The organism is Pantoea sp. Ft-CA_14 (assembly GCF_024520875.1).
Lineage (GTDB): Bacteria > Pseudomonadota > Gammaproteobacteria > Enterobacterales > Enterobacteriaceae > Pantoea > Pantoea agglomerans.
The window spans coordinates 45,498-68,801 of sequence record NZ_JALNPM010000002.1; the positions used below are offsets into that span (position 1 = coordinate 45,498).

A 23,304-nucleotide genomic window follows, 5' to 3' on the forward strand; every position below is an offset into this window, starting at 1 on the left:
TTTTTATGATTAATCGGCTGTCAGCGCGCCAGCATGATGTCATTGACGATCTGCTGAGAGGCCACCGCATCCTGACGCCCGATGGCCGCCAGTAACGCCGCGTTGTCGTGCAGCTGGTCACAAAGCCTCAGCAGACGGGTCACGGTCGCAATATTGCTTTCTGCTTCACGGATCGGGTCAAGACCGCTGGCATCCGGGAAGGTATCGAAGTAGTAGGCACCGCGGTAGCCATCACGCTGCATCTGCCAGAGAAACTCCAGCGTGGCGCGTGGGTTAACTGAGCCGACCATCAGGCCGTCATCACGCTTGCCCCAGCCGTCGTTAAGGTCCAGCCCCAGCAGCCGTGAGCGGCGCGCCACCATGGCAGCGGCGTAAGCCGGGATCTCATTGGCAAACAGTACATGAGCAAAATCCAGTGTGATCCCCAGGTTGGCGCAGCCCGCCTCTTCCACGGCCAGCAGACAGGTGGTGGCGTTGGGAAAGATGCTGTAGGCGCGTGGCTCATTGGGTTTATATTCGATGCTGACGTCAACGTCCGGTGCATACTCCGCCACTTCACGCACGGCGCTAACCGCATCCTCCCAGATCTTCTTATAGTCCGCCTGGAAGCAGTAATCGAAACCGTCCTGCCCCATCCACAGCGTCATCAGCCGTGAACCAAATTCCCGACCCGCGTCAATGCCCCGTTTGGTCAGCTCAATCGCTTCGCGACGCACTTTCTCGTCGGGATGGGTAAACGCGCCGATTTTGAACTGCGGCGCGTCCCAGCGCATCTGCATACCGTTAACGGCCAGACCCGCATCACTGATCGCCTGGCGCAGTGTGGGGATATCGCTGGTGAGATGTTGCGGAAAGTTGAGGTCGAGATGCGTTAAGCCTTTGACCTTGCCTGCACGGGCAACCATCTGCAGCACAGAGGGCTTGCCCTGCTGATCGGGCCAGTAGAGGTGCGCCCCCGAGGCGAAAGAGTTAAGACGGGTAGCAAATTTCAGTTCCGACATGAGCATCAATCCTTCAGAGTGCGTATTGTGAAGTACTTTTCTTATTCACGCTTAATTGTGAAGTCATATATTAATCTACGCCTCGCGGCTTAATGCGCAAGTCTGTCAGGCAGGAGAAATCGTTAAAGCGGGAGCGCTGTCACGAAATGGTTTCGATGCGTTATCAGATGATGTGAATGCGGAGATGAAAGAATTGAGATGAAATACAACAGGTTGTCGCGCGAAGCCGGGTGTGAGATCTGGCAGGCAGAGGTGTGAAAAAAGCTGAGCGCCAGGGCGGCGCTCAGCGGGTCGGTTTTTTAAAAAATCACTTCAGACGGAAAGCGACAACGCTGTCGCCCGCCGTGGTACCGAGCGAGCCGTGGCCGCCCGCGGCAATCACCACATACTGCTTGCCATCTTTGCCCATAAAGGTGGATGGCGTGGCCTGCGCTCCGGCACTCAGTTCAGTCTGCCACAGCAGTTCGCCGGTGGTGCTGTCGTAAGCACGGAAGAAGTTATCTGCCGTTGCGCCGTGGAACACCAGATCACCCGCCGTCAGCAGCGGTCCGCCGTGCGCCACCATGCCCATCGGGAAACCGAGCGGGAAGCGGCCAGGCAGGAAGCTGGTCTTGAGGTTTTTGGTGGTGCCGACGCGGCGCAGCCATTCTGTTTTGCCGGTGGTCAGATCCACACCGACCATCCGTCCCCACGGTGGCGCGATGCAGGGAATACCCAGACCCGACGCCATCTGCTGGATGTGGATAGCGTAGTCACCGTGGAAGTTCTCATTCCAGTACGGCGTACCATCTTTGGTGAAGGTACGCTGGGTTTCAGTTTCCGGCGTGCGTCTGATGAGGTTGTATTTGTAAGCCAGGCGTACCGGTGCCGCAATCAGCATCTGACGCTGTGGATCAACCGCTACTGAACCCCAGTTAAACACCCCGATGTTGCCCGGGAAGATCAGCGAGCCTTTCTCCGTTGGTGGCGTCCACGGGTTACCGTCATAGCGCAGCTCACGGAACGTGGTGCGGCAGGCCATCTGGTCAAACGGCGTAATGCCCCACATTGACTTCTCAGTCAGCGGCTGCGGAATGAAGTTCAGGCTTGAGACCGGCTGAGTCGCCGCATACTGCTCGCCTTTAATACCATCCGTGGAGACCTTAACCTGCTCTACCGGATAAACCGGTTCGCCGGTCAGGCGGTTCAGCACAAACAGGTTGCCGGTTTTGGTCGGCAGGATCACCGCCGGTTGCGGTTTGCCCTGATAGTTGATGTCCACCAGCGACGGCTGTGACGGGTTATCGCGATCCCAGAGGTCGTGGTTCGAACTCTGATAACGCCATTTGAACGCACCGGTTTTCAGATCCAGTGCCACCAGCGCATCACGGAATTTTTCAGTGTTGCTGGCGGGATCGCGTTCCAGTCCCACTTCATCCGGCGAGGCGTTACCAAACGGCACATAGACCAGGCCGTTTTTCAGATCGGCGCTCAGGGTGGCCCAGGCGACCGGGGTATCCTGCGGATAGGTTGCCCCTTCAGCGACCGGTGCGGTGTTATCCGGGTTAGCCGGATCGAAGTTCCACACCAGACGACCGCTGACGGCATCATAGGCACGGATCACACCTGATGGGTTACCGCTGTTGAAGCCGTTATCCATCACCGAACCGCCGACAATCACCAGGTTGCCCGCCACCAGTGGCGCGGCAGTCTGCATCAGCGCGTGCGGACGCACCTCGCCCATGTTGGCGCGCAGATTCACCACACCGTTGTCACCAAAGTCAGCACAGGCTTTACCGGTATCGGCATCCAGCGCCAGCAGGCGGGCATCGGTGGTCGCATTGAAAATACGCTTGCGGCAGATGGCCGGCGATGTGCCCGTCTGCTGCTGCGCCTGCTGACCGGCATCGAAGTAACTCACGCCACGACAGGTCTGGTGCTGCTGCAGATAAGAGCGGTTTTTATCCGGCGTCGTTTTCCACTTCACCGCACCGGTTTCCGGGTCGAGGGCATGGACTTCGTTGTGCGGCGTACAGAAGTAGAGCATGCCGTTGGCTTTCAGCGGTGTCGCTTCAAAGGTGTATTCGGTCGCATCGTCACCCTGACGCAGGTCGCCGGTGTGATAGGTCCAGGCCACTTCAAGATCTTTCACGTTATCTTTAGTGATCTGCTTCAGCGCCGAAAAGCGCTGGCCATCTGTGGTTCCGCCATAGGCGCTCCACTCTTCAGCGGCACCGCCGGTCGCAGAGGCGTTGCGCGGCGTATTAATGGCGCCCTGCTGCGGCAGCGGATCGTAGAAGCAGAGACCGATGACCAGCAGCACCATCAGGACGACGGAACCCCCGAGGAAAGGATGGAAACGACGCTGCCCCTGATAGAGCGGACGCACCACCCACGGCAGCGCCAGCCAGAGACCCAGCACGCCAAACAGGTCGCCGCGCGGGATCCACTGCCATTTGTCGAAGCCCACTTCCCAGATAGTCCAGAACAGAGTGATCCACATCAGCAACGCATAAAGCGTCAGTGCACTGCGTTTGTTCATCAACAGCAGAATCGCGCTGAGCAGAACGCCCACGCCCATCAGCGCATAGAACGCGCTGCCTCCTGCAAGCAGGAGTTGTCCTCCCATGTAAATCAGGGCGATAGCAAATATCACCATGATTATACTGGTTATTTTATTGATCATGATCCATCCTCGGGTCATTAGCGGCAATTGAAAGGTTAAGCTGGAAACATAAATTCAACGAGATTTTAACTTACGCACGAAATATGTAAAAACGTGTATAAGCGTTAATCATTAGAAATATTTATTATAAATGTCACCTGTTAATGCGGTCAGGCCGCTTTTTTTACTTTCTGAAGGGCTGATTACGGGATATCCATCACAAAAAATTAACCATAGGCTGCTAACGACCGCACCTTTTGTTCAAAGGCGATTAATTAACAGACAAGCCGCCCTTCTGTAACGCCAGCTAAAGTGTGCCCGACGAAAGATTTTCAGAGTCAAATAATCATAATGGTTTATTAACTCTGTTCTGAAATAACTCTTATTGCTGAAATCGGGAATGTTACTGCCCTGCTGTTATTATTGGCGGCTTCATCAACGCTGGTGCGGTGTCGCTGCTGTTCAAATGATTTAATTGTGCCAGCCTGAACGCGTTTTTTATTATTTTCCTGAAAAATAACACTCAGGAAATAGATTAATGAACAAAGGGATTTTGCCGATGAAAACGATTTCAGATATTCCGTAGCATGACGCTTATTTTATCTGTGATATATATCAGCTCTCTTATATTCGTTTATCCGGCCAGCAGGCGGGATTTTTCTGGCAGCAATAAACCAGGCAGGTTAACTATGACCGCACTTCATGCTATTTATCGCAAGTTTCGTTTCCCTTTTAAGTTTCTTAATGCTGCCATTCGCTATCCTGCTGCGCAGGCACGGGTAAAGCGGTATTCCGTCATGTCGATAGAAGAGACTGTCGATCTGTTATTACGTAACCCACAATTATCTCTGGCCCGTTATGGCGACGGTGAACTGGAAATGACCTGGTATAAAAATATCGGTTTTCAGCCATTTGACCCGAATCTCTCTGCACGGCTCAAAGCCTTGCTGCAGCAGGATTCAGGAGCCAACCCGAACTGTCTGATCTGTCTGCCGGATGCCTTTCGTACCACCCGTAATATGCGGGGCGGGTCGGCCCTGTTCTGGTTCTTCCATAAATCATTTTATTTTAAATATTATGAGGGCCTGCTGAATAAACAGTACCAGTATGGAAATACCTCGGTGACCCGTCCCTATCACGATTATAAAGGCAAGCAATTATCCCGGACGATATTTGATAAGTTTAAACAGCTCTATCAGGGCCGCCGGGTATTAATTGTGGAAGGCAGTGGAACGCGCCTGGGATTAGGCAATGATTTACTGGAGGGAGCCAGCGAAGTGAAACGTATTACGACGCTGAACCGTAATGCCTTTTCCGTCTATGATCGTCTGTTTGATACCGTTTTAAAGAATGCCGTCAACTTTGACCTGGTCTTGATTTCATTAGGGCCGACCGCAACCGTGCTGGCATATGATTTAAGTCAGCACGGTATCCGCTGTATTGATAGCGGCCACGTCGATATTGAATATGAGTGGATGCTGGCCAGTGCCACCAGCAAAATAAAAGTGGACGGAAAAAACGTCAATGAGGCGGGCGTACTGCTGAGTGAACAGACTACGGTGGCAGATGCGACTTATCAGCAGCAGATTTTACTACACGTTGGCGAAATACCCCAGGTCGGGACGGCTGATACAGAAGCAGTCACAGAAGCCGTGGTTATCCCGTTGCCACACGTCAGCCCCAACCATCATAACGCCGCCTGAGCCTCACCACCGACAGGCAGCGGCTGCACCGCATTGAAGCTCAGGCGAATTATTAGCGGGATCAGTTAACCCCCTTCGGGGCGGGCTCAGGGGCCCGAATTCTGTGCTTGTCCGCGGTTTGCCGGATAAATGCTCTTTCCGGCATCAATTTTGCTTCTGCTCTCCTGAGACATTTAATCAGGAGAAGTGAGATGACAACCAGCCGTTACCGTTACACCATATTTTCACTGCTGTTCCTGATCGCCCTGATCAACTATATCGATCGCGGCGCCCTGTCGTTTGCGGCTAACGCCATTGCGGCGGAGTATCACTTCAGCAAAGTCCAGCTCGGAGCCGTGCTGGGCTACTTTGGCTTTGGCTATCTGTTTGGTTCGCTGTGTGGCGGCTTTCTTGCCGACCGTATCGGCACGAAAAAAGTCTGGCTGCTGGCAGGCGTACTCTGGTCGCTGCTGGAGATCGCCACCGCCTGGGCGGGGGAACTGGGCATGGCGCTGTTTGGCGGATCCGCCATTATGGGCTTTGCTGCCCTTCGCATCATGTTTGGTTTTTCCGAAGGCCCGGCCTATGCGCTGATGAACAAGGCGATTGCTCACTGGGCACCCGATAATGAGCGCGGCTTTGCACTGGGCATCGGCCTGCTCTCGACCCAGGTTGGCGCGCTGCTGACCGCCCCGATTGCGGTGGGCCTGCTGCTGCTGACCCATGACTGGCGCATGATGTTTATCCTGCTCGGTGTTTTCTCCCTGCTGGCGATGGCGCTGTTTGCCCGCACCTTCAGCGACAGCCCGGAGAAAAGTCCACATACCAATGCCGCAGAACGTCAGCTTATCCAGACCGGTCAGCGCCGCAGCGCGGGCGACAGCGTACCACTGCCCTGGTGGCGCTTCTTTACCAGCCGCACCCTGGTCTGCAACGCGCTGGGCTACTTCTCATTCCTCTACATCACCTTTACCCTGGTGACCTGGATGCCGAAATATCTGCAGGATAATTTCCATTACGACCTGCACTCACTGTGGTACGTCGCGATGATCCCGTGGAGCGGCGCCTGTATTACGGTGCTGCTGGGCGGTCGCATTGCTGATGCCCTGCTGGCTCGCTTCCGTAATCTGCGTCTGGCGCGCAACTTGTTTGCCGCCGTCACGCTGTGCGGCACCGCCTGCTGCTTTATGGCGATCCCCTATGTGCAGTCGGCTGCCGGAATTATTGCACTGATGACCCTGGGCAATGCGCTGAATGCACTGGTAAACAATGTCTACTGGTCGGTGGTGATTGATGTCACCCCTAAAGCGTCGGTGGGCACCTACAGTGGCATGACGCTGGCGATAGCCAATCTGGCAGCGATTATCTCTCCGATGCTCTGCGGCTGGCTGGCGGAATATTACGGCTACAACGCGATGTTTACCGTCACCGCGCTGATCGCCTTTGGCAGTATGCTGGCAATGACACTGCTGCAACCGGAGAAGCCGCTGGTGGCAGAGGCGCAGACCGGCGCAGCGGACGTTTCTGCCGCCTGATCTTAAAAGAGGATTTCCTGACACGCGGGTGATCACACACCCGCGAAGAGTGACACTCCCTGAAAGGCTGCCGCTCAGGCGGCCTGACCTTGTTATTGGGCGGGATAAATTGACTGTTCGGGGATGCCCCGACGATCCCTGCGGCTGGCGATCAGCCATAGCAGTGCCGTCGCAAACCAGCCGATGATCCACGAGACATCATTACCGGCAAAAATCCAGGTTAGCGAGCCATGGTGCAGCGGATTATCGATAAACGGCAGTTGCACCAGCACGCCCAGAAAATAGACGTTAATACCGGCCAGGTTCCAGCGTCCATAGCGCCCGTCCGGCTGCGACAGTGCCGGGACATCAACCCTGCCCCTGGTGATCAGATAGAAATCGGTCAGGCTGATCGCGCTCCACGGCACAAAGAAAGCCAGCAGAAACAGCAGGAAGTGGGTGAAGGATTTCAGAAAGGCCGGTTCACTGAGCAGAGCAATGACGCAGGCCAGCGTAACCATAAGCACCACAAACAGAATGCGCCCGCCCCGACTCAGCGTGGTTTGCTGACGGAAACCAGAGACAATGGTGGTCAGTGACATAAAACTGCCGTAGGCGTTCAGCGTGGTAAACGTGATTTTTCCAAAGCAAATGGCGAAATAAATCACCATGGCCATAGTCGCCGTGCTGCCCATGCTCACGATGTAACCGACCTCATTGCCTGCAAACGCACTTCCGGCAATGGCAGCGACAATCACCCCCAGCGTCATTGAAGCCTGCGTGCCAAGTACGGTGCCAAAAAAGACTGAACTGAAGAGTTTCTTCGCGGAGACATCAGCTGGCAGATAGCGTGAATAGTCAGAGACATAAGGACAGAAGGCAATTTGCCAGGATGAAGACAGGGAGACCGCCAGCAGGAAATTTGCCGGGGTAAAGTGCTGATTCTGCCACACGGCTGATAAGTCATGCGCAGAGAACAGCGTGATAAACAGATAAGCAAAGGCTAAAACGCCAATGACGCTCGCCAGCTTGCCCAGTTGATGAATCACGCGATAGCCCAGCACCGCAATGATCACGATGAGGATGCTGAACAGGATCATCCCGGTTGAATGACTGACATGGATAAGTTTAGCCAGCGCCTGCCCGGCTAATACTGTCCCGCTGGCTGAAAATCCCACATACATAATGCACACCAGCACCAGAGGAATAACAGCACCAAACACGCCAAACTGCATACGGCTGGTGATCATCTGCGGTAAACCCAGGCGCGGACCCTGGATCGCATGCAAAGACATGATCGCTGCACCCAGAATCTGTCCCACCAGTAAGCCGATAAGAGACCACACGACGTCTCCACCCAGCACCACGGCCAGCGCACCCGTGACAATAGCCGTGATTTGCAGATTGCCACCAAACCAGAGCGTGAACTGGTTAAAGGGATGACCATGACGTTCACCCAACGGGATGTAATCAATGGAGCGGGTTTCTGACAGGCCCTGTTTCTCTGAGCCTGAATAATCTGATACAGATGATTTGACCGACATAGATTCCTCGCTGGAACAGTGAGAGACGTGTTGACTGAAAGCGTGATTTGCCCAGTCCAGGGTTGAGAGTACATGTCTATACAAGCAGCGATATTGTCATGCGCATCGGGAAGTTACAAGGCAACCGGTCATTGGAAAATGTGATGATATCGACAGGCCTGTCATGATGGGGCAGGAAAGGATGAGGGAGCGCGGGGACCTGTTTCCGGGGGATAACGCCCTTATGGCGGGGCGTAAAACGGGAGTAAGGCATTTTGTTCGATCACCGCTACAGGCGACAGCGATGATCGGGTAACGCGTACGATGTCAGGCCTGTCAGTTTCAGAGTGTGCGGAAGAGGAAAAACCCTGACGGTTACCCTTTAGCCACTACCCGCTGACGATGACAGTCGGCCGGTTCCAGTTTTTGCCCCTGTGAAGAGATAACCTCCAGGCGTGGCAGCGGCTTTCCTTCCGCATTATCCAGCAGCACGGAGTGGGTTTCGCCCTTCTCAAACAGGTAACGCTCGCCCCACTGGCGCATCGCGACCACAACCGGAAACAGCGAACGGCCTCTTTCGGTCAGGACATATTCGCTGTAGGCGCTGCCGTCGGAGGCAGGCGCAATCTCAAACACTCCTATCTCCACCAGCTGCTTCAGGCGTGACGCCAGGATATTTTTCGCCAGCCCCAAATTCCGCTGGAAGTCACTGAATCTGCGGACGTCATCAAAGGCTTCACGCACGATCATCATGCACCAGCGCTCACCTATCGACTCCAGGGTTCTGGCGACCGGACACTCGCTGGTTCTCAGGGATTCCTGCTTAGCCATGCTCTTCTCTCACGCTGCCTGTCTCATGATGGCAGTTTAGCCACTCCGAAAAGAAGTTGCAAAAAAAAACCAGCCCGGTTAAAGATATCGCCAATCCAGTTTCAAATAAAAACCAGAAAGGAAAGCAACATGACCTGTACGATTGGCAAGGCGCGTGATCCTGAAGCCGATTCGCCCCCAGCCGCGATCCCGGTTCTCTCGTCCCGGATGATCTTTTTTTTCTCACTCACCTCTGCGCTGGCGGTCGCCAATGTTTACTCGGCACAGCCTCTGCTGGAGTCGATCGCCGCCAGCCTGCAGGTTTCCACCGGCACCATTGGCACAGTGGTAACGGCCACGCAGAGCGGCTACGCCCTCGGGCTGATCTTTCTGGTGCCGCTGGGCGACTGCGTGAACCGCAAAAAACTGGTGATTACCCAGTTGCTGCTTTCCGTAGTGGCGTTAATCACTGCTGCGGTTGCACCAGACCTGATGACGCTGCTCTGTGCAATGCTGCTGGTGGGATTAATGGCGGTGGTCACGCAGCTGATGGTGGCGTGGGCCGCCATGTTGGCGTCACCAGAACAGCGCGGACAGGTGGTGGGCAGCGTAACCAGCGGCATCGTGATCGGCATCCTGCTGGCGCGGTTTGTTTCCGGGATGATTGCTGACCTGGCGGGCTGGCGGGCGGTCTATCTGACGGCTGCCTGCCTGTTACTCCTGATCTCGCTCATCCTGGCGAAAGTGCTGCCCGCCACAGCAGGTCAGACGCGGCGCACATCTTATCCTCACCTCTTATTGTCTGTTTTCCGTCTCTTCCTCACGGAACCGCAGCTGCGCAGACGAGGGATCCTGGCGCTGCTGATTTTTGCAGCCTTCAGTATGCTCTGGTCTTCGATGGTACTGCCACTTACCGCCCTGTCACTGTCACACACCCAGACCGGGATGTTCGGCCTGGCCGGCCTTGCCGGTGCGCTGGCGGCCTCCAGAGCAGGCGCATGGGCTGACCTGGGCCTGGGGCAGCGTGCCACCGGCTTAGCCCTGGCGTTGCTGACCTTCTCCTGGCTGCCGATAGCCGCGCTTCACACCTCGTTAATGTTGCTGATTTTCGGGGTGATCCTGCTCGATTTCGCCGTCCAGACGGTACATGTGATAAATCAGAGCCTGATCGTGGCCGCCCGACCCGAGGCGGCAAGTCGTCTGGTGGGTGCCTATATGTGCTTTTACTCGCTGGGCAGTGCGCTGGGGGCCATCGCCGCCACTCAGCTTTATACACACTGGGGATGGCAGGCTGTCTGCTATGCCGGTGCAGCGGTCAGTGCCTCTGCCTTTCTCTGCTGGTCCGGAGTACGTCACTCATGAAATTAACGCATCTGCTGCTCGCCGTCATGATCACCGCCATCTGGGGGGTTAACTTTTCCGTTATCAAACTCGGCCTGCAGGCGGTCGACCCGTTTATCCTGGCAGGTATCCGCTTTACACTCTGCGCCCTGCCAGCGCTGTTCTTTATTAAGAAACCAGACGTGCCGTGGCGCTACCTGATCAGCTATGGCCTGGTCTTCGGGATTGGCCTGTGGGGTCTGGTGAATCTGGGGATTAAAACCGGACTGTCGGCGGGCATCGCCTCGCTGCTGCTGCAGTTCAGCGCCTTCTTCACGCTGCTGCTCGGTGGCTGGGTATTCAAAGAGCGCCTCAGCCGCTATCAGATCGCCGGGTGTGCGCTGGCCTGCGCCGGTCTGCTGAGCATTTTTTTCATTACCGATGGCTCGGTGACGTTTTCCGGCATGCTGCTGGTGCTGGCAGGCGCGGTCGCATGGAGTATTGCCAATATCATCAATAAAAAAGCGGGCACCCGGCAGGTTTTTGCTTTTCTGGTCTGGTCGAGCTCCTTTGCACCCATTCCACTCTTCCTGCTGGACGGGCTGGTCAATGGCAGCGCGGGCTATCACGCACTCTTCACCCAACTGGATGTGAAGGCGGTGTTGTCGATACTGTTTCAGGTCTATCCCAATACCCTGCTGGGCTACTGGGTGTGGAACTGGCTACTGAAACACTATCCGGTTTCAACGGTCGCGCCACTGTCGCTGCTGGTACCGGTGTTCGGCATCCTGGGTTCAGTGGCGATATTTGGCGAAACGGTTTCACCTCAGAAAATCGCCGCGCTGCTGCTGATCGTCGCCGGACTGGCTGTCGGGCTCTATGGCCAGCGGGTTGTGCGCTATTTCGCCGTACAAACCGGCTGACGGCGCCGTGGGGTGGCTATGCACCGTGCCGCTGGCAGAACGCTTCGATGTCACCGTGCTGAAAATCGGGCAGATTCGCCAGCAGTTTCTCCAGCGGCCAGTTCCACCAGGCAATGCGCTGGAGACGTGCGGCGATAGCCGGTGTAAAGCGCACCCGCAGTGGCCTGGTCGGAACACCGCCCACTACGCTGTAGGGCGCGACGTTTTTCGTCACGACTGCACCCGCAGCCAGCACCGCACCATCACCAATGGTGACGCCAGGCAGCACAATTACGCCGTGACCTATCCACACATCGTGACCGATTATCACCCGATCGGCGCGTCGGGCGGAAAAGAAACCCTGATCGCGTCGGGCGTCGGGGTGGTAATACTCCGGGCAGTAGGTAAAGCGATGCTGGGAGGCGCGGTCCATAGGATGATTCGGCGCGCCAATGCGCACCTGATTAGCAATGGCGCAGAAGCGCCCCACCTGGGTATCGGCCAGGCAGCAGTGTTCGCCGACATAGGAGAAGTCACCCAGCACGCTAAACTCCAGCGTGCTGTGCGCCAGGATCTCACACTGCTGACCCACAGTGGTTTCGCGCATCTTCACACTCTCATCAATCCAGGTGTGCGCTAATCGGGCGGGCATAACGGCGGCAATGGACATAAAACTCCCGGTCTGGATAAGCAGCGCCCCGGCGGCGTGCTTTTGCCGCACCACCTTACCCGCCTCCGATGACAGAGAATTGACAAAGAAATAAGGCGGAGTGGTTAGCTCCGCCTTGTTTCAAGTTCCGGTTAACCTGCGTGACCGGTCAGTTGCATAAGGGCAACGATGATCTGCAAGATGACCCGGATAAGATCCAGAATCAGCTTAGTCAGTTCCATCACTTTCCTTCTCCTTTTACAGGAGCGCGCTGTTCGGCAACCAGGGCTTTGACTCTACCCGCCGGGCGCCTAAGCACATCTTTGTGGAGAGAGCTGAGCGGCACTCATGGTTAAAGCCACAGGCCAGCACCACCTGATGCCTGCCGGGATTTTAAAACCGTGCCCCTGGGAGCGGCCAGTCGACAATGAGGCGATGCTCAACACTCAACACCTGTATAAACATACAGCATTTTGGCGAAACTTGAAATCCTTAGCCGCACATTTTACAATCTTGTTTGTGGAGAGTGCTGAGCACCTCGTTCGCAGCGCGGTTACCAGCCGGGTAGCGAACAAAAAATAAAGGATTTGGCGAAATGCCAAATCCTTTTTTTATGCCTGCTTTCTGCTTAAAAAAACAGCGCAATGCTTACTTCGCGGCGCTGATTCGCCACACGGTATTACCCGCATCATCAGCAATCAGGACACCGCCCTGTTTGTCGCTGGCCAGACCGACCGGTAATCCACGCACCTGCTTTTCGTCGTCCGTCAGGAAGCCCGAGACCACCGTCTGCGGCTGACCCACCGGCTTGCCGTTTTCAAATTTCACCCACACCACTTTGTAGCCATTCAGCGGCGTACGGTTCCAGCTGCCATGTTCACTGATAAACGCACCGCCCTGGTATTGCGGCATGTTATCTGCGCCGTAGAACAGCAGCCCCAGCGGAGCGACATGCGAACTCAGGGCATAATCAGGCTTAATCGCCTTCTCAACCAGATCGGGACGCTGCGGTTCGGCACGGGTATCCACATGCTGACCAAAGTAGCTGTAGGGCCAGCCATAGAAGCCTTTGTCCTGCACTGAGGTCATGTAGTCAGGCACAAGATCGGAGCCGATTTCATCACGCTCGTTGACGATGGCCCACAGTTTTCCGCTCTGCGGTTCCCACTGTAAGCCGGTCGGATTGCGCAATCCGCTGGCGTAGATCCGGCTGGCACCGCTGGCCGCGTCCACTTCCAGCACCGCGGCGCGGCGATACTCTGCGCCAATGCCGTTCTCGGTGACGTTACTGTTGGAGCCGACACCCACATAGAGCTTGCTGCCATCGGGGCTGGCCAACAGCGCTTTGGTCCAGTGGTGGTTAATCGGCCCGCCCGGCAGTTCCGTCACCTCTTCAGGCGCGGTGCGGATCTCCGTCTCCCCTTCGCGATAGGGGAACTTCACCAGGCTGTCAGCATTCGCGACGTAAAGGGTATTGCCAATCAGCTGCATACCAAACGGCGAGTGCAGATTCTCAATAAAGCGGTGCTGCTCCCATTTACCATTGACGTTGCGCAGCAGCGTAATCCGGTTGCCGCCAGCGCCGCCCTTACCTGACGCTTTCTGCACAATGCCCATAATCAGCTGTTTAGGCCGGGTAGTGGGTTTGGCCGGGCCGTTGGATTCCGCCACCAGCACATCGTTATTCGGCAGCACATAAACCTGACGCGGATGCTGCAGATTGTCAGCGATCTTTTCGATTTTCAGCCCGTCAGCCACTTTTGGCATTTCGCCCGCTTTCCACGGCGTGCCTTCCGGCACCTGCATCGGCGGCATAAAGAAGTTCTGTGCCTGCGGCAGTTCAGGATTCGGTCCGATCTGCTTTTGCGGATCGACCAGCGCACCATCATCACAGCCTGCCAGCAGTGCTGTCAGGGTAAGCGCGAGCAACGTTTTATGCGGTATCTTCATGGTGGCTCCTCCTTAAGCGCTACGCTGACGTAACGCAAGTTGCACATTCGCCAGCAGCAGCAGCGCTACCACCAGCGTCGAAAGCGTCACGCCCAGCGGGATGACAGCGGCGGCATCACGGCTGTGAATAAACGCATTGACGATAGCGATCACAATCGCCACCAGCCAGAGCCAGAAATGACTCTTTTCCGCACTGTCACTGCCGCGGAACAGATAAACCAGCGCGATGAGTCGCGGCACAATCGCCAGTATCAGTCCCAGCGCAATCAGCCAGCCTGCGGCATCCGTCCAGAACAGCACAAAGGTCTGGCTATAGAGAATATCGAACAGCCAGGCCGCGACAAAAAAGCCCAGCGGCACCGGCTCCAGCAGAGCGTACAGCGTCACGGCAAAGGCCGATCTTCCCAGGGTATTGCGCATGTTTCTCTCCATTTTTAACGTGAATGCGGACCGCGTCAGACGTCGCGCTGCTCAGAGCAACTGACTCCGCGCCTGTAAAAGATTAGTAAATCTGAAGAGAAACAGAGGGTTTATTCGGGAGGAATTGCAAATCAGGCGGATGACGTCCCTGTCATCGCCGGTCAGTCAGGGTTTATCAGCGGGTAAAGTAACCCAGTATCCTGGCTGATAAGGCAGCGGCAGGAACTTCTCGTGGAACGTGCGGAAGGTGGCGTCCGGATCCAGATCGGCAAACAGATCGGGATGCAGCCATTTCGCCAGCGCCTGGATAGCCACAAACTGGTAAGGGCTGTCGTAGAACTGATGCCAGATGGCGTGGACATTGCCGTTGTGCGCCACCGGCAGGGTTTTAAAAGCATCGCGCATCATCAGCCCCTTAAGACGCGCGGTAGCCTCGGTGACATTGGCACCCGGACCGACGCCGACCCATTTGCCCACGGTATTGTAATTCTTCCAGTTAGCGCCGGTCACCACCACCACATCCGGCTGGCTGGCGATAATCTGTTCCGGGTTAACGGTGCCGAAGGTGCCAGGGATCAGATCTTTAGCGATGTTACGACCGCCCGCGATCTCGACCATCTGACCAAAGTTCTCATTGCCAAACGACATGCAGCACTCGTCGCTGTAGCCGCCTGCACGGTCAATCATCACTTTCGGGCGGTAGCCGTTAAAGTTCTTCAGACGCGAGGTGACAAGGTCAATCTGCTGCTGGCGGAAGGTGATAATTTCCTGGGCACGCGCCGGTTTGTTCACCAGTTCGCCCATGATGCGGATACTTTTCTCCGCATTCACCATCGGTGCTTCGCGGAAATCGATAAACACCACCGGCACGCCTACTGCCTGCAGTTTTTCAATCAGCTTGCCTTCATCGGTGGCGGCTTTGGATTCCAGATTCATCAGCACCAGATCGGGCTTCAGGGTTAACGCCTGCTCGACATTGAAAGTGCCATCTTTCGCACCGCCAAAGGTCGGTAATTTTTTAATTTCCGGATAGCGTTTTTCGTAAGCCTGATAGCCGTCCCAGTCCGCTTTCGGGAAGTCGTCACGCCAGCCAATCACCCGTTTAAATGGGGCATCAGTATCAAATGCCGCCAGCAGATACATCTGACGACCCTCACCCAGAATGATGCGTTTTGCCTCCTGCGGCACCTCGACCTGACGGCCTGCGACATCGGTAATCAATTTGGCCGAAGCCGTCCCTGCCAGCGTGAGCAGCCCCAGCGCTAAAAACCATTTTTTCATTGTAAAAGCCCGCACAAATGATAATGAGAATTATTAATGTAAAGCGGCGTTACTATCACCTAAAACAGCGGTCAGGGGAAGTCATCCGGTTAAATGTTTTTTGCGGCGGGGTTAACTGGCGGAGTTGCACTCAAAGTGATCCCTTGAGAGGAAAAAGCGCAGCGTGTCGCTGCTCACAAAACGGTCAGCTTTCGTGAATATGTTCACAACACCCTGGGCAGTTGCACACATATTAGCCATTAATCGTATCGTTTTGGCTAATGCGTTAATGAATTGTGAAGGCTAGATTGAAAATGAAACAGCGTTTTAATAATTCATCAGGACAGACTGCCACAGGAGCTTAACCGTGAAGATCAGCGCCATTGATGTCACCCTTTTTACCTATCCCACCCAGCGTTGCGCCGACAGCGCCGGACACTCACACCCTGGCCCGGAAAATGATGCGCAGATGGCGCTACTGACCCTGACCAGCGAGGAAGGCGACTGTGGTTACGCCTTTGCGCCGCCGGTAGTGGTGCGATCCCATGTGGTTAATGCCTTTTTCCGCAAAGTGCTGATCGGTCAGAACGCCTTTGACCGGGAGCGTCTTTGGCAGGATCTGGTGCACTGGCAGCGCGGCAGCGCCCATCAGCTCACCGAGCGGGCGCTCTCCGCTGTGGAGCAGGCATTGTGGGATCTGATTGGACGGAAGCTGAAACAGCCTGTCCACAAACTGCTGGGCGGCTATCGCGAGAAGATCCCGGCTTACGGCAGCACCATGTGTGGTGACGAGCTGAGCGGTGGATTATCAACGCCGGATGAGTATGCGCAGTTCGCGGAAAAGCTGGTGGCGCGCGGATATCAGGCGATCAAGCTACACACCTGGATGCCGCCAGTCTCCTTCGCACCCAGCCCGGCGATGGATATCAAAGCGTGCGCGGCGGTGCGTGAAGCGGTTGGCCCCGATATCGCGCTGATGCTGGATGGCTATCACTGGTACAGCCGCAGTGACGCGCTGACCATCGGCAAGGCGCTGGAAAAGCTTAATTTCGCCTGGTTCGAGGAGCCGATGGAGGAAGAGAGCATGGCCTCTTACGCCTGGCTGGCCGACAACCTCTCTATCGACGTGCTTGGTCCGGAGAGCCTGGGCGGTAAACATCACAGCCGCGCCGACTGGGTGCGTGCCGGAGCCTGCGACATTCTGCGAGCCGGTGCCAATGGCGTAGGCGGCATCTCGCCCACCCTGAAAGTGGCGAATCTGGCTGAAGCCTTTGGCATGGATTGCGAAGTGCACGGTAACGGTGCGGCCAGCCTGGCGGTGGTCGGGGCGATCCGTAACTGCCGCTGGTATGAGCGCGGCCTGCTGCATCCCTTCCTGGATTATGAAACACCGCCCGCCTACCTCAACAGCCTGATCGATCCGATGGACGATCAGGGATTTGTCACCCTGCCGACCCGCAGCGGGCTGGGTGAGGATATTAACTTCAGCTGGATTGAGACGCACACGCTGAACCGCTGGTAAATCGCACTACCGAAGTACGGCAAACAATAATAACCCCGTCGCCCGCCTGCTGCCTGCCATCCCGGTGGTCAGCAGCAGGCAAAGTCGTAAACGGGAAAACCTCTGACCTGCTGGACTTTACCTATGACCCTGACACAACGATGTGGCGCGTGGCTGATCACGCTGCTGGTGCTGACGGGCAGCGCGTCAATCCAGGCAAAGACCCCGGATGACCAGCTGATCGTCGGCATGAATATGAATAACCTGCTCACCCTGGATCCGGCCGCTATGACCGGCAACGAAGTGGTCGGCATTGTAGTAAATCTCTATGACGGACTGGTCGAGCTGAACCCGCAGCAACTCACCGAGGTGCGCCCGGCGCTGGCGGAACGCTGGTCAGTCAGTCCGGATAACCGCACCCTGACTTTTCACCTGCGCGACAACGTCAGGTTTCACTCCGGCAATCCGCTGACCAGCGCCGATGCAGTCTGGTCGATGCGGCGGGTGCTGCATCTGAACCTGGCGCAGGCGTCGGTATGGAAATCGTACGGCTTCAGCCGCGACAATGTAGACCAGATGATTACCGCGCCCGACGACCACACGCTGGTGATCACCCTGCCCAGACCTAACGATCCGCAACTGGTGATCTACTCGCTGGCGGCGCTGGGCAGCATGGTGGTGCTGGACAGCAAAACCGTGCAGCAGCATGAGGTGGATGGCGACTGGGGCAACCGCTGGCTCACCACCCATGAAGCGGGCTCCGGCCCGTTCCGGCTGGATGTATGGCAGGCAAAAGATGTGCTGCGCATGAGTCGTGCGACCGATTACTGGCGCGGCGAGGCGAAGATGTCGCGGGTGGTGTTCCGCCATCTGCAGGAGTCGCAGACCCTGCGGCTGATGATGGAGAAAGGCGATCTGGATATCGCCAGTAACATGGCGATCCCCGACGTGCGCGCCCTGCGGCACGACCCCGACCTCACCATTGATGCGGTAAGAAAAGGAACGATCTACTACCTGGCGATGAGCATGAAAGATCCGCACTTCGACAATATCAAAGTACGGGAGGCGGTACGCTACCTGGTCGATTATCAGGGCATCAATAAAAGCCTGATGACCGGCTATGGCGAGCTGCATCAGCGCCCGATTCAGGCTGGCATGCCCGCCACGCTGCCCGATCCCGGTTACCGGCTCGATGTGCCGCGCGCCCGCGCACTGCTGGCTGAAGCGGGTTATCCGGACGGCTTCGACACCACGCTGCGGGTGCTGGCCGATCAGCCCTTTCTGAACATCGCCATCGCCGTGCAGTCGACGCTGCTCCAGGGCGGGATCCGCGCAAAAATCATCACTGGCACCGGTAACCAGATCTATGGCGCGATGCGCGATCGCCAGTTCAGTCTGCTGGTCGGACGCGGCGGCAGCGGCGTGGAGCCGCATCCCCACTCCAGCCTGCGCGCGCTGGTCTATAACCCGAATAATGCTGACAGCGCCCGGCTGACCAACTTCCAGGGCTGGCGCACCGGTTTCTACGACGCGCAGCTCAACAGCATGATCGATCAGGCGCTGGTGGAGCGCGACAAAACCCGCCAGCAGCAGGCCTATTACGCCATCCAGCAGCGCTATGACCAGCTGGTGCCTGCACTGATGCCGATTTCACAAATGCTCGACTCCGTGGTGGTCAGCAACCGGGTGCAGGCTTATCAGCCGCATCCCTCAGCGACCACCTTCCTCCGCGATGTCTGGAAAACCCCTGAAGCCAAAGCGGGAGGCACCCTATGATCCTGACCCTGACCCGAACTCAGTGCCGCCGCATCAGCCATCGCGCGGTGCAGGTAGTGATTACCCTGTTCGGCCTGCTGCTGCTGACCTTTTTTATTGGCCGGGTAATGCCGCTGGATCCGGTGCTGGCGATTGTCGGCCCTGACGCCGATCAGGCCACCTATCAGCAGGTTTATCACCAGCTCGGCTTTGATAAACCGCTGTGGGTGCAGTTTGGCATCTACCTTAACGCGCTGCTGCATGGGGATCTCGGCCATGCGCTGCTCACCGGTCAGCCGGTGGTGCATGACATTGTGCGAGTCTTTCCGGCAACCGTAGAGCTGGCCACGCTGGCGATTGTGATTGGCGCAGGACTGGGCGTGCCGCTGGGTGTGCTGGCGGCGGCGCGTCGCAACAGCGTCATCGACTATGTGGTGCGGATGCTCAGCCTGGCCGGTTACTCCACCCCAATCTTCTGGGTCGGCATGATTGGCCTGCTGCTGTTCTATGCCCATCTCGGCTGGGTCGGCGGCGCAGGTCGGGTGGACTTCAGCCTGGATGGCATCGTGCCACGTCGCACCGGCTTTATGCTGATTGACGCCCTGCTGGCGGGCAACAGTCAGGTGTTCTGGAATGCACTGAATCATCTGGTGCTGCCCGCCTCGCTGCTCGGCTTTCACTCCATGGCCTATATCAGCCGCATGACGCGCAGCTTTATGCTCGCGCAGCTGTCGCAGGAGTTCATTCTGACCGCGCGGGTCAAAGGCCTGACTGAATGGCAGGTGATCTGGCAGCACGCCTTCCGCAATATCCTGGTGCAGCTGCTGACCGTGGTGGCGCTGGCCTATGGCTCGCTGCTGGAGGGCGCGGTGCTGATTGAAACCGTCTTCTCCTGGCCCGGCTTTGGCTCCTACCTCACCGGCAGTCTGATGCTGGGCGATATGAATGCGGTGATGGGCTGTGTGCTGGTGGTGGGTCTGATTTTTGTGCTGCTTAACCTGATCTCCGACCTGCTCTATCAGGTGTTCGATCCGAGGACCAAAGTATGACGATCTCTTTTGACGCTGCGTCTGTGAGTCATTCCCGTGAGCGGCTGGTGCGCTGTCAGCGTTTTGCTGCCCGCTGCGGCTATTTCCTCTGGCGCATGGCCTGTAATCCCCTGACCGCGATTGGTGGTGGCATTGTGCTGGTGCTCTGCATCGTGGCGCTGTTCGCGCCCTGGATCGCGCCGTATCACCCGCTGGTTCAGGATCTGAACAATGCGCTGACGCCTCCCGGCGCGGCCCACTGGTTCGGCACCGACGAGTTTGGCCGGGATATCTTCAGTCGTCTGGTGTGGGGCGCACGCATCACGCTCTACATCGTGCTGCTGGTGTCGGTCACCGTCGGGCCGCTGGGCCTGCTGCTGGGCGTCACCGCCGGTTATTTTGGCGGCAAAGTCGACGGCGTGCTGATGCGCGTCACCGATATCTTTATCTCCTTCCCGAGCCTGGTACTGGCGCTGGCCTTTGTTGCCGCGCTGGGGCCGGGTCTGGAGCATGTGGTGATCGCGATTACACTCACTGCCTGGCCACCCATAGCCCGTCTGGCCCGCGCTGAAACGCTGTCGCTGCGTCAGGCGGACTTTATCTCGGCGGTGCGCTTACAGGGCGCGTCGCCGCTGCGGGTGCTCTGGAAGCACATTATTCCGCTCTGCCTGCCGTCGGTAATTATCCGCATCACCATGAACATGGCGGGCATTATCCTCACCGCCGCCGGGCTGGGGTTTCTCGGGCTGGGCGCGCAGCCGCCGGATCCGGAATGGGGCGCGATGATCGCCAGTGGCCGCACCTACATGCTGGAGTGCTGGTGGGTGGTGACCGTTCCCGGTCTGGCGATCCTGATTAACAGCCTGGCATTTAACTTCTTAGGAGATGGCCTACGTGACCTGCTCGATCCCCGCAGTGAGTAACGCCTCGCCGTTGCTCGACGTGCGCGATTTGCACGTAAACTTTGTTAACGGACGCCAGATAACCCCGGCGGTGCGTGGCGTCTCCTTTCAGCTCGATCAGGAGAAGCTGGCGATTGTCGGTGAGTCCGGCTCCGGTAAATCGACCGTGGGTCGCGCCCTGCTGCAGCTGCATCCGGCTAAGGCGCGCATTGAGGCGAGCCGGATGCAGTTTGGCGATATCGACCTGCTGCACGCCAGCCCGGCAGAGATGCGCGCCATTCGTGGCAAACGCATCTCGATGATTATGCAGGACCCGAAATATTCATTAAATCCGGTGATCCGGGTTGGCGAGCAGATTGCCGAAGCCTGGCGCAGTCACCATCGTGGCCAGAAATCGGCGGCACGTCAGCGGGCGCTGGCGATGCTGGAGGAGGTGCAGATCCGCGATCCTGAACGGGTATATCAGCTCTATCCCCATGAGATTTCCGGCGGTCAGGGGCAGCGCGTGATGATCGCCATGATGCTGATCACCGAGCCGGAACTGGTGATTGCCGATGAGCCCACCTCTGCGCTGGATGTCTCGGTTCGCCTGCAGGTGCTGGCGCTGCTGGATGATCTGGTGAAAGCGCGCGGTCTGGGACTGATTTTTATCAGTCACGATATCAATCTGGTGCGCAGCTTCTGCGATCGGGTGCTGGTGATGTATGCCGGGCGCGTGGTGGAGTCGCTGGCCGCCAGCGAACTTGACCGCGCGCAGCATCCCTACACTCAGGGACTGCTGGCAGCACTGCCCGACCTTGATCGGCGGCGCACGCGTCTGCCAGTGTTACAACGTCACGCCAGCTGGCTAACTGACTAAGGAGTTACGATGATTGAGGTGAAAAATCTCAACCTGAGTTTCGGTGAAGAGGGTCGCCGTAATCAGGTGCTGTTCGACGTCAGCCTGCAGGTTAAACAGGGTGAAATCTTCGGGCTGGTCGGTGAGTCAGGCTCGGGTAAAACCACGGTGCTGAAGTGTCTGGCGGGCCTGTTTAATCACTGGCAGGGAGAGCTGACCATTGATGGCCAGCCGCTGGCGCACCGCATCGATCGGGCGCGCTGCCGTCAGGTGCAGATGGTGTTTCAGGACCCTTATGGCTCGCTGCATCCGCGTCATACGCTGGGCGATATCCTTGAAGAGCCATTACAGATTCAGGGTATCGGGCAGCGCCAGCAGCGCGTCGTGGCGATGCTGGATAAGGTCGGGCTGAATCGCGCCTGGCAGACGCGTTATCCGCACCAGCTTTCCGGTGGTCAGCGTCAGCGCGTGGCGATTGCCCGGGCGCTGATTTTAGAGCCGCGCGTGCTGCTGCTGGATGAGCCGACCTCCGCACTGGATGTTTCGGTGCAGGCGGAGATCCTCAATCTGCTCAGCGATCTGCAGCAGCAGGAGAACCTGACCTATCTGATGGTGACGCACGATCTCGGCGTGGTCGCGCATCTCTGCCATCGCGTGGCGGTTATGCAACAGGGCAAGGTGCTGGAGACGCTGGATGTGCCGACGCTGGTGGCCGACCGCGCCGCGATGCCCTACACCCGGATGCTGGTGGAGGCGAGTCGCCATTACAATCCGGCGCTGGCGCAGCAGAGCTGACGTTCAGCTGATGTCGGGAAAGAGAGAATAAAAAAAGGCCGGTCAGACCGGCCTTATGACCCCGGATGCGTTAGTGGGTCAGCTGACGCACAAAAGCGACGATTTCCTGATTTTTGCCATGCTCAAACAGACACTGCTGGAAGCGTGGGCCACTAACGGCAGTACGCACCAGTTCAGGGTCGATGGCGCGCAGCGTGTCGAGGTAGTTCTCTTTGATCACGGCAGCTTTGACCTGATTCAGCAGACCGGCATTACGCACCTGCGGCTCTTTACGCTCTGGCGGATAGCCATTGCCCTTCTCGCCGGTGAAGGCTTTTTCAAAGATAAAGCGCAGGTTAAGTTCAGCGCCCCAGCCAAAGCCTTTGGCGAACGGCAGAGATAAGGCATTACCGTTGTTGATCTGGGCAAACAGGTAGGCATCCGCCGGATCGATACAGTAGCCGCAGACGACGCCCGGGTGAATGTTAAGCGACATCAGCGCGCCCTGCCCGGTGCCGCAGCCCGCGACCACGAAATCCACGGCCTGGCTGTTGAGCAACACGCTGGCCTGAATGCCGAGGTGAATATAGGTCAGGTGGTGATCCTGCTCATCGCTCATACCGACGTTGAAGACCTGATGGCCCAGTGGCTGTGCGACGCCTTCCAGTTCTTTCAGCACGGTAACGTTTTTAGCGGCCTGGCTGTTTTCCATCATTAACGCGATTTTCATGATCTACCCTTATAAATTAATTGAAACACCGTTTCATTTTAGTGAAAAACCACTAAAGTGCATAAACTAATTCACCCGAGCGCTGTGAGATCCATCACAAA

19 protein-coding genes are annotated in these 23,304 nt (G+C 57.1%); 10 read left to right on the forward strand and 9 right to left on the reverse strand.

Annotated features, from left to right (window positions below; translation table 11 throughout):
• Positions 1-20 precede the first annotated feature (20 nt).
• Positions 21-1,001, reverse strand: a complete 981-nt coding sequence (locus NR195_RS03400) for a TIM barrel protein (protein WP_256844119.1) — start codon at positions 999-1,001, stop codon at positions 21-23.
• A gap of 307 nt (positions 1,002-1,308) precedes the next feature.
• Positions 1,309-3,666, reverse strand: a complete 2,358-nt coding sequence (locus NR195_RS03405) for a membrane-bound PQQ-dependent dehydrogenase, glucose/quinate/shikimate family (protein ID WP_158131702.1) — start codon at positions 3,664-3,666, stop codon at positions 1,309-1,311.
• A gap of 668 nt (positions 3,667-4,334) precedes the next feature.
• On the opposite strand from NR195_RS03405, the gene NR195_RS03410 reads away from it, so the two are divergent.
• Both NR195_RS03410 and NR195_RS03415 read left to right on the forward strand, forming a co-directional pair.
• Entirely contained in the window at positions 4,335-5,348 is a 1,014-nt protein-coding gene (locus tag NR195_RS03410; RefSeq protein WP_122888888.1) for a GT-D fold domain-containing glycosyltransferase, read from the forward strand.
• Positions 5,349-5,539: 191 nt separating this feature from the next.
• Positions 5,540-6,862: an MFS transporter gene (locus NR195_RS03415; protein WP_010670137.1), complete on the forward strand. Its 1,323-nt coding sequence runs from the start codon at positions 5,540-5,542 to the stop codon at positions 6,860-6,862.
• 92 nt (positions 6,863-6,954) lie between these two features.
• Here NR195_RS03415 and NR195_RS03420 read toward each other — a convergent pair whose 3' ends face one another.
• Both NR195_RS03420 and NR195_RS03425 read right to left on the reverse strand, forming a co-directional pair.
• Complete coding sequence (locus NR195_RS03420) at positions 6,955-8,385, reverse strand: cytosine permease (protein ID WP_256844120.1); 1,431 nt, start codon at positions 8,383-8,385, stop codon at positions 6,955-6,957.
• Between the two features lie 354 nt (positions 8,386-8,739).
• Positions 8,740-9,195 (reverse strand): helix-turn-helix domain-containing protein, encoded by a 456-nt coding sequence (locus tag NR195_RS03425; RefSeq protein ID WP_033757616.1) that lies wholly within the window; start codon positions 9,193-9,195, stop codon positions 8,740-8,742.
• A 129-nt stretch (positions 9,196-9,324) separates the two neighbouring features.
• Here NR195_RS03425 and NR195_RS03430 point away from each other — a divergent pair, with 129 nt between their 5' ends.
• Positions 9,325-10,536 carry an MFS transporter gene (locus NR195_RS03430; protein ID WP_256844121.1) on the forward strand — a complete coding sequence of 404 codons (1,212 nt, stop codon included), beginning with the start codon at positions 9,325-9,327 and terminating at the stop codon, positions 10,534-10,536.
• Positions 10,533-11,417, forward strand: coding sequence for an EamA family transporter (locus tag NR195_RS03435; protein WP_256844122.1), 885 nt, complete (start codon positions 10,533-10,535; stop codon positions 11,415-11,417). The genes NR195_RS03430 and NR195_RS03435 overlap by 4 nt, the downstream gene beginning before the upstream one ends.
• A gap of 16 nt (positions 11,418-11,433) precedes the next feature.
• Here NR195_RS03435 and NR195_RS03440 read toward each other — a convergent pair whose 3' ends face one another.
• The 4 genes from NR195_RS03440 to NR195_RS03455 form a co-directional block, all read right to left on the reverse strand.
• Positions 11,434-12,066 carry a DapH/DapD/GlmU-related protein gene (locus NR195_RS03440; protein WP_256844123.1) on the reverse strand — a complete coding sequence of 211 codons (633 nt, stop codon included), beginning with the start codon at positions 12,064-12,066 and terminating at the stop codon, positions 11,434-11,436.
• A gap of 627 nt (positions 12,067-12,693) precedes the next feature.
• Positions 12,694-13,995: a sorbosone dehydrogenase family protein gene (locus tag NR195_RS03445; RefSeq protein WP_010670132.1), complete on the reverse strand. Its 1,302-nt coding sequence runs from the start codon at positions 13,993-13,995 to the stop codon at positions 12,694-12,696.
• Positions 13,996-14,007: 12 nt separating this feature from the next.
• On the reverse strand, positions 14,008-14,415 hold the full coding sequence (locus NR195_RS03450) for a hypothetical protein (protein WP_010244987.1): 408 nt from the start codon (positions 14,413-14,415) through the stop codon (positions 14,008-14,010).
• A gap of 165 nt (positions 14,416-14,580) precedes the next feature.
• Entirely contained in the window at positions 14,581-15,696 is a 1,116-nt protein-coding gene (locus NR195_RS03455; protein WP_256844124.1) for an ABC transporter substrate-binding protein, read from the reverse strand.
• A gap of 346 nt (positions 15,697-16,042) precedes the next feature.
• On the opposite strand from NR195_RS03455, the gene NR195_RS03460 reads away from it, so the two are divergent.
• The 6 genes from NR195_RS03460 (at position 16,043) to NR195_RS03485 (ending at position 22,494) form a co-directional block, all read left to right on the forward strand.
• Positions 16,043-17,197: a mandelate racemase family protein gene (locus NR195_RS03460; RefSeq protein WP_256844125.1), complete on the forward strand. Its 1,155-nt coding sequence runs from the start codon at positions 16,043-16,045 to the stop codon at positions 17,195-17,197.
• 123 nt (positions 17,198-17,320) lie between these two features.
• Positions 17,321-18,952, forward strand: coding sequence for an ABC transporter substrate-binding protein (locus NR195_RS03465; RefSeq protein WP_122888892.1), 1,632 nt, complete (start codon positions 17,321-17,323; stop codon positions 18,950-18,952).
• Complete coding sequence (locus NR195_RS03470; protein ID WP_010245000.1) at positions 18,949-19,980, forward strand: ABC transporter permease; 1,032 nt, start codon at positions 18,949-18,951, stop codon at positions 19,978-19,980. The genes NR195_RS03465 and NR195_RS03470 overlap by 4 nt, the downstream gene beginning before the upstream one ends.
• Entirely contained in the window at positions 19,977-20,882 is a 906-nt protein-coding gene (locus NR195_RS03475; RefSeq protein ID WP_010670128.1) for an ABC transporter permease, read from the forward strand. The genes NR195_RS03470 and NR195_RS03475 overlap by 4 nt, the downstream gene beginning before the upstream one ends.
• Positions 20,854-21,720: an ABC transporter ATP-binding protein gene (locus NR195_RS03480; RefSeq protein WP_158149743.1), complete on the forward strand. Its 867-nt coding sequence runs from the start codon at positions 20,854-20,856 to the stop codon at positions 21,718-21,720. The genes NR195_RS03475 and NR195_RS03480 overlap by 29 nt, the downstream gene beginning before the upstream one ends.
• A 9-nt stretch (positions 21,721-21,729) precedes the next feature.
• The gene (locus NR195_RS03485; RefSeq protein WP_010245009.1) at positions 21,730-22,494 is read left to right on the forward strand and encodes an ABC transporter ATP-binding protein; all 765 of its coding nucleotides are present in this window, start codon (positions 21,730-21,732) and stop codon (positions 22,492-22,494) included.
• A 70-nt stretch (positions 22,495-22,564) separates the two neighbouring features.
• Here NR195_RS03485 and NR195_RS03490 read toward each other — a convergent pair whose 3' ends face one another.
• A complete protein-coding gene (locus tag NR195_RS03490) occupies positions 22,565-23,203 on the reverse strand; it encodes an RpiB/LacA/LacB family sugar-phosphate isomerase (RefSeq protein ID WP_003853539.1) in 639 nt (212 codons plus the stop codon).
• Between the last annotated feature and the right edge of the window lie 101 nt (positions 23,204-23,304).